Source organism: Streptomyces spinoverrucosus (assembly GCF_006539505.1).
GTDB classification, from domain to species: Bacteria; Actinomycetota; Actinomycetes; order Streptomycetales; family Streptomycetaceae; genus Streptomyces; species Streptomyces spinoverrucosus.
In genome coordinates this window covers 22,698-29,809 of the sequence record NZ_BJND01000084.1, presented here as the reverse complement: position 1 = coordinate 29,809, position 7,112 = coordinate 22,698, and the positions used below count along the sequence as shown (strand labels likewise).

The window sequence follows — 7,112 nt, the reverse complement described above, 5'->3', positions numbered from 1 at the left end:
AGGGCCGAGGGGAGTGGGACGACGCGGCGGAATTGGGCGGCCGTGATCACGATGTCGTCGCCGCGCCGGACGAGGTCGAGGTCCTCGCGTGCGGCGCCGGGGAGCGGGATGTGCCAGACGAGTACGCCGTCGTCGGCGAGCCGGTCCTGGACGGGCCACTCGACGCGGGCGGGGGCCGCCTCGACCACGGGTACGGCGAGGGCGGTGAGGTCGTCGGCGCCGCGCGGGTCGTGTCCCAGGTGGGGGACGCTGCGTACGTCGTAGGCGGCAGCCCACTCGTCGACGGCCTTCCGCTGCTGGGCGAGCGGTCCCGCGAGCCAGCCGATCCCGGCCTCCTCCGGGAGCACCCGGTTGGCGATCAGCGCGTCCGGGCGCAGGCCGCGCAGGGCGAGGCCGAGGGTGGCGGTGTGGACGGCGTCGAGGCTCGCCGGGGAGGGTTCGGCGACGAGCCGTACGGTCGTGGCCCGGTCGGCCAGGACAGCTTCCAGGGCGGCGAGTTCGAGGTCCCAGCGGGCGGCGGTCTCGTACAGCCACTCGGCGGGCATGGGCACGCCGGCCAGTCGGCCGAGTACGGGGCGCAGGGCGCGGGCGGCCTGCCGCTCGGGCGGGAGCAGGCGGCGCAGATAGCGGCGGAGTTCCTCGGGGAGGGCGAGGAGGGCGAGGGCCTGCGGGGTGGGCGGCAGATCGACGACGAGCAGCTCGTGCGCCTCGGCGAGGGCGGCGTCGCGCAGGGCGCGGAGTATGGCGAGCTCCTCGGCGCCGGGGAGCGGGGTGAGCTCCTCGGGGTCGAGCGGGCTCGCCCCCAGCAGGTCGAGCACGGCGGACGCACGCTCCTGCAGCCCGGCGAGGTCCTCCCGGAAACCGGCGGCCGCGTCGGGACGCCAGGCGGTGAGGCCGGGCGCGGCCTCCACGGGAGCCGGTCCGGTCACCGTCCCCAGCGCGGCCCCGAGCGTGTCGGTCCGGTCGGTGCCGAGGACGAGCGTGCGGATGCCGGCACGGGCAGCGGCGAGCGCGGTGGCCGCGGCGACCGTGGTACGACCGCTGCCGCCGGGCCCGGTGATCAAGATGGTGCGCATGACGGTGAACCGTACCGGGGTGTCGGCGGCCCGCCTGCCCCACGGCCGCCCGGCGTGGTGAGAATCAGGTGGTGCGAGAGCTACTGCCCGGACTCCACACGCTTCTTCAGGCCCGCCAGCGCCCGGTCGATGATCACCTTCTCCGCCTTGCGCTTGATCATCCCGAGCATCGGGATCTTGACGTCCACCGTCAGCTGGTAGGTGACCTCGGTCGAGCCCGCGCCCGCCGGCTTCAGGAGGTACGAGCCGTCCAGGGACCGCAGCATCTGCGACTTCACCAGCGTCCAGGAGACCTCGTGCTCCCCGGTCCAGGTGTACGCCAGCGTCTGGTCGTCCTTGATCGCGCCGGCGTCCATGACCAGCCGCACGTGCTCGGCGCGGCCCTCGCCGTCGGTCTTGAGGACCTCCGCCTCCTTCACCTCACCGGTCCAGTCCGGGTAGCGGGCGAAGTCGGCGATCACCGCCATGACGTCGGCCGGAGCCGCCTCGATCTCGATGCTCGAGCTGGTGTGTTCCGCCATCGCCGTGGCTCCTCCAGTGCGGTCCGGCAAGAGGTCGTCGTGCGCACGTGTGTGCAGCGTGAAGGCTACCGCGCGGCGCCCCACCCGCCGTCACCCCTACCTGCGCGTACCGGCCGCACACCAGTTGCGGACCTCACCACTCCAGCGCCCACGGTCGCCCCGTGCCCGCGAAGTGCCCCACGTTCACACACTCGGTCCCCCCGATCCGCATCCGGCTGACGAGCGGCTGGTGGACATGCCCGAAGAGGGAGTAGCGGGGCCGGGTGCGGCGGATCGCGTCGAGCAGCGCCCGGCTCCCCCGCTCGAAGCGCCGCGCCACCGTGTCGTACACCAGTTCCGGCACCTCCGGCGGGATGTGTGTGCACAGCACGTCGACCTCACCCACCGCCTCGATCTTCGTCGCGTACTCCTCGTCGCTGATCTCGTACGGCGTGCGCATGGGGGTGCGCAGGCCGCCGCCCACGAAGCCGAACACCCAGCCCCCGATCTCGACCCGCTCGCCGTCCAGCACCGTCGTGCCCGGCCCGGCGTACTCCGGCCACAGAGGCGGCATGTCGACATTGCCGTACGTGGCGTACGTCGGTGTCGGGAACGCCGCGAACAGTTCGGCGTACTGCTTGCGCACCGCCCGCTCGATCACCGCCGCCCGGTCCTCGCCGACCCCGGCCCACAGCCGCGCGCCCAGCTCACGCGCCTCCTCGAAGCGGCGGGCGGTGCGCAGGGCGACGATGCGGTCGGCGTTCTCGACGCCGAACAGGTCGGGGAAGATGCCGCGCGAGTGGTCGGCGTAGTCGAGGAAGAGGACGAGGTCCCCCAGGCAGACGAGCGCGTCCGCGCCGTCCCCGGCGCGTGCGAGGTCACGTGCGTTGCCGTGCACGTCGCTGACCACATGGATCCGCGTCCTGCGGCCACCGGCTGGTGTGGGTGCCATGGCGATCAAGGGTAAAGGTGTGCGACTAACGTGAACAGTGGCGGCCGGACCTGCGATTACTCGCCAGTCGGGAAACCCGTCGACTACTGTGCGCACAGGAGCACCAACAGGAACATCAACGCAGCAACAACTGTGTGACGCAGCGAACATCTCGCCGGACCCCCCTGTCGTAGACGCCATACCGGCGGGTAACGTCCGGGCAGTCCAGTCGTGCTCGGGTTTTCAACCAGTGGGACCGTTGGCTCCTGCCGGCGCCTGAGCACTCTGCCCGAGCCTTGGACCGGACCGTCGCATCACACAACGTCGTGGCGCCGGCGCCCTATGAGGAGCAGCAGTCTTGCGCGAGTTCAGCCTTCCGGCTTTGTACGAGGTCCCCTCGGACGGCAACCTGACGGACATCGTCCGCAGAAACGCCGCGCAGCATCCCGACGTCGCCGTGATCGCCCGCAAGGCCGGCGCCGCCTGGCAGGACGTGACGGCCGCCGCCTTCCTCGACGAGGTCCGGGCCGCGGCCAAGGGCCTCATCGCCTCCGGTGTGCAGCCGGGCGACCGGGTCGGTCTGATGTCCCGTACCCGCTACGAGTGGACGCTGCTCGACTTCGCGATCTGGAGCGCGGGCGCGGTCACCGTACCGGTGTACGAGACCAGTTCGCCGGAGCAGGTGCAGTGGATCCTCAGCGACTCGGGCGCGACCGCCTGCATCGTGGAGACGGACAACCACGCGGCCGCCGTCGAGTCGGTGCGCGACCGGCTGCCGGAGCTGAAGCACGTCTTCCAGATCGAGGGCGGCGGCATCGACGAACTGGGCCGGCTGGGCAAGGGCGTCAGTGACGCGACGGTCGAGGAGCGCAGCTCGCTGGCGAAGGCCGACGACCCCGCGACGATCGTCTACACCTCCGGCACCACCGGCCGCCCCAAGGGCTGTGTCCTCACCCACCGCAGCTTCTTCGCGGAGTGCGGCAACGTCGTCGAGCGCCTGCGCCCCCTGTTCCGCACCGGCGAGTGCAGCGTGCTGCTCTTCCTGCCGCTCGCCCATGTCTTCGGCCGGCTGGTCCAGGTCGCGCCGATGATGGCGCCGATCAAGCTGGGCTGTGTCCCGGACATCAAGAACCTCACCGACGAACTGGCCGCGTTCCGGCCGACGTTGATCCTCGGTGTGCCGCGTGTCTTCGAGAAGGTCTACAACTCGGCCCGCGCCAAGGCCCAGGCGGACGGCAAGGGCAAGATCTTCGACAAGGCCGCCGACACGGCCATCGCGTACAGCAAGGCCCTGGACACGCCCTCGGGCCCCTCGATGGGCCTGAAGATCAAGCACAAGGTCTTCGACAAGCTCGTCTACAGCAAGCTGCGCGCGGTCCTCGGCGGTCGCGGCGAGTACGCCATCTCCGGCGGCGCCCCGCTCGGCGAGCGGCTCGGCCACTTCTTCCGCGGCATCGGCTTCACGGTCCTGGAGGGCTACGGCCTGACCGAGTCCTGCGCCGCCACCGCCTTCAACCCCTGGGACCGGCAGAAGATCGGCACGGTCGGCCAGCCGCTGCCGGGCTCGGTGGTGCGGATCGCGGACGACGGCGAGGTCCTGCTGCACGGCGAGCACCTGTTCAAGGAGTACTGGAACAACCCGGGCGCGACCGAGGAGGCCCTCGCCGACGGCTGGTTCCACACCGGCGACATCGGCACCCTCGACGAGGACGGGTACCTCAGGATCACCGGCCGCAAGAAGGAGATCATCGTCACCGCGGGCGGCAAGAACGTCGCGCCGGCCGTGATCGAGGACCGGATCCGGGCGCACGCGCTGGTCGCGGAGTGCATGGTGGTCGGTGACGCGCGGCCGTTCGTGGGCGCGCTGATCACCATCGACGAGGAGTTCCTGGGCCGTTGGGCCGCCGAGCACGGCAAACCGGCCGACTCCACGGCCGCGTCCCTGCGCGACGACCCCGACCTGCTGGCGGCGATCCAGTCCGCCGTCGACGACGGCAACGCGGCGGTGTCCAAGGCGGAGTCGGTCCGCAAGTTCCGCATCCTGGACTCGCAGTTCAGCGAGGACTCGGGGCACCTCACGCCGTCGCTGAAGCTGAAGCGGAACGTGGTGGCGAAGGACTTCGCGGCCGAGATCGAGGCGATCTACCAGAAGTAGCAAGTCGTTTGACGCACCGTCATGGCGCGGGTCCCTCTCACCGGGACCCGCGCCACAGTGCGTCTACAGCAGCTCCTTGAGCCGCTCCGCCAGCAGATCCCACCGCCACTTCTCCTCGACCCAGCTGCGCCCCCGCTCCCCCATCCGGCGGCGCAGCTCCGCGTCCCCGAGGAGCGTGACGATCCGGTCGGCGGCGTCCTCCACGGACCCGCCGCGCACGACCCACCCGGTCTCCCCGTCGAGCACGGCGTCGGGCGCTCCCCCGGAGTCCCCGGCGACGACCGGCAGCCCGGTCGCGGACGCCTCCAGGTACACGATGCCGAGCCCTTCGACGTCGAGCCCGCCGCGCCGGGTGCGGCACGGCATGGCGAAGACGTCACCGGCGCCGTAGTGGGCGGGCAGATCCGACCAGGGCACGGACCCGGTGAAGACCACGGAGTCCTCGACCCGGGTCTCCCGCGCCAGCTTGCGCAGCTCACCCTCGTACGGCCCGCCCCCGACGATCAGCAGCACCGCGTCCGGCTCCTTGGCCAGGATCCGCGGCATGGCGAGGATCAGCGTGTCCTGCCCCTTGCGCGGCACGAGCCGGGAGACGCACACGACGACGGGCCGGTCGGTGAGCCCGAGCCGGGCCCGCACCCGGTCGCCGCCGGAGTCCGGGTGGAAGGTCTTCTCGTCGACGCCGGGCGGCAGTTGCACCATCCGCGCGGCCGCGTCCGGCGTCAGCGCCTGCGCGATCCGTGAGCGGGTGTACTCGCCGAGGTAGGTGAGGGTGTCGGTGGAGTCGCCGATCCGGCGCAACAGCTGCCGTGCGGCGGGCAGTTGGGCCCACCCCGCCTCGTGCCCGTGCGTGGTGGCCACCAGCCGCTCGGCGCCCGCCCGGCGCAGCGCCGGCGCCATCAGCCCGAGCGGCGCCGCCGCCCCGAACCACACCGACGTGCACCCGTGCGCGCGCAGCAGTGCGACGGCCTGCCGGGTCGCGGCGGGCGTGGGCAGCAGCATGGTCGTCCGGTCGCGTACGACGGTGAAGGGCTGCTCGGCGTCGAAGGCGGCGGTGGCATCGACGCCCTCGCGGCTCCGCTTCCAGGTCGAGGCGTAGACGACGAGCCGGTCGGGATCCAGCCGGAGCGCCATGTTGTGCAGAAACGCCTGGATGCCGCCGGGGCGGGGCGGGAAGTCGTTCGTGACGATGAGGGTCTTGCGCATCAGCGCCGACCCTACCCAACGTAAACTCACGCGGGTGGACAGGACGGACGGAACGCGATCCCCGACCGGACTTCTCGCGCTCTGGGGACTGACCAGACTGCTGCTGCTCCTGTCCGTCTTCAAGGTGTACGTCTTCCCCGGCCCGGACGTCACCAGCGACGTCTCGGTGATCTACCAGGGCTGGTACGAGGTGCTGCGCACCGGGACGTTCCCACTGGACGACGTGACCTGGCAGTACCCGCCCGCGGCCGCCCTCGCGATCCTCTCCCCGGCGCTGCTGTTCTTCCTCGACTACGCGCAGGCGTTCTTCGTCCTGGCCTTCCTGGCCGACCTGGCGGTCCTCGCGCTGCTGCTGAACGCGGGCCTGCGCCCCGGCCGGACGGTGCGGGGCGCCTGGGTGTGGGTGGTGGGCGTACCGCTGCTCGGGCCGACGGTGTACGCGCGCTACGACGTGATGGTCACGGCCGTAGCGGTGGCCGCGCTGCTCGCGGGCGCCCGCCGGCCCCGGCTGATGGGGGCGCTGGCGGGCTTCGGGGCGATGCTGAAGGTGTGGCCGGTGCTGCTGCTGATCGGTGCCGTGCGGCGCCGGGCGTGGGCCGCGGCGGCGGTGACCGCGGGGGTGCTGGTGGCGCTGTTCGCGCTGGCCATGCCGGGCGCCTTCGCGTTCCTGACCTTCCAGCGGGACCGGGGCACCGAGGTGGAGTCGCTGGGCGCGCTGGTGTTCCATGTGGCGCGGCACTTCGGCTGGGACGGGCAGGTGCTGCTCAACTACGGCTCGGTGGAGTTCCTCGGCCCGTACGTCGGCGTGGTGAGCACCGCCGCCCTGGCGCTGACCGGGATCGCCTTCGGCTGGCTGCTGCTGTGGCGGCTGAGGGCGACGCGGTTCGTGCCGCACACGCTCGCGGACGCCGCTTTCGTGGCGGTGCTGATGTTCACGACCACGAGCCGGGTGATCAGCCCGCAGTACATGGTGTGGCTGGTCGGGCTCGCGGCGGTCTGCCTCTGCTTCCGCCGCACCGGCATGCGCGTACCGGCCGCCCTGGTCCTGCTCGCGTCCCTCGTGACGATGCTGGAGTTCCCGCTGTGGTTCTCGCACGTCGTCGCGAGCGACCCGCTCGGCGTCACTCTCCTGTTCGTCCGCAACGGCCTGCTGGTGCTGGCCACCGTCGTCGCGGCGCGCGAGCTGTGGCGCACGTCGGTGACGCGCACCGACCGGCGGGCCGCATGGACGCGGACCCGAAGGG

Annotated in this window: 5 protein-coding genes and 1 pseudogene; 2 read left to right on the top strand and 4 right to left on the bottom strand. The window is 72.0% G+C overall.

Annotation, left to right across the window (positions count from 1 at the left end):
* The 3 genes from SSP24_RS37635 to SSP24_RS37625 form a co-directional block, all read right to left on the bottom strand.
* Positions 1–1,076: ArsA family ATPase (locus SSP24_RS37635; RefSeq protein WP_141314948.1), on the bottom strand; the 1,076-nt coding region annotated here is incomplete at its 3' end.
* 80 nt (positions 1,077–1,156) lie between these two features.
* Positions 1,157–1,597: an SRPBCC family protein gene (locus SSP24_RS37630; RefSeq protein ID WP_141314946.1), complete on the bottom strand. Its 441-nt coding sequence runs from the start codon at positions 1,595–1,597 to the stop codon at positions 1,157–1,159.
* A 133-nt stretch (positions 1,598–1,730) separates the two neighbouring features.
* On the bottom strand, positions 1,731–2,528 hold the full coding sequence (locus SSP24_RS37625; RefSeq protein WP_141314944.1) for a metallophosphoesterase family protein: 798 nt from the start codon (positions 2,526–2,528) through the stop codon (positions 1,731–1,733).
* A gap of 337 nt (positions 2,529–2,865) precedes the next feature.
* On the opposite strand from SSP24_RS37625, the gene SSP24_RS37620 reads away from it, so the two are divergent.
* Entirely contained in the window at positions 2,866–4,662 is a 1,797-nt protein-coding gene (locus SSP24_RS37620; RefSeq protein WP_141314942.1) for an AMP-dependent synthetase/ligase, read from the top strand.
* A 63-nt stretch (positions 4,663–4,725) separates the two neighbouring features.
* Here SSP24_RS37620 and SSP24_RS37615 read toward each other — a convergent pair whose 3' ends face one another.
* On the bottom strand, positions 4,726–5,868 hold the full coding sequence (locus SSP24_RS37615) for a glycosyltransferase family 4 protein (protein ID WP_141314940.1): 1,143 nt from the start codon (positions 5,866–5,868) through the stop codon (positions 4,726–4,728).
* On the opposite strand from SSP24_RS37615, the pseudogene SSP24_RS37610 reads away from it, so the two are divergent.
* A pseudogene (locus tag SSP24_RS37610) lies at positions 5,852–7,075 on the top strand (glycosyltransferase 87 family protein); the annotation flags it as partial. The gene SSP24_RS37615 and the pseudogene SSP24_RS37610 sit on opposite strands and share 17 nt — an antisense overlap.
* Positions 7,076–7,112: the final 37 nt, after the last annotated feature.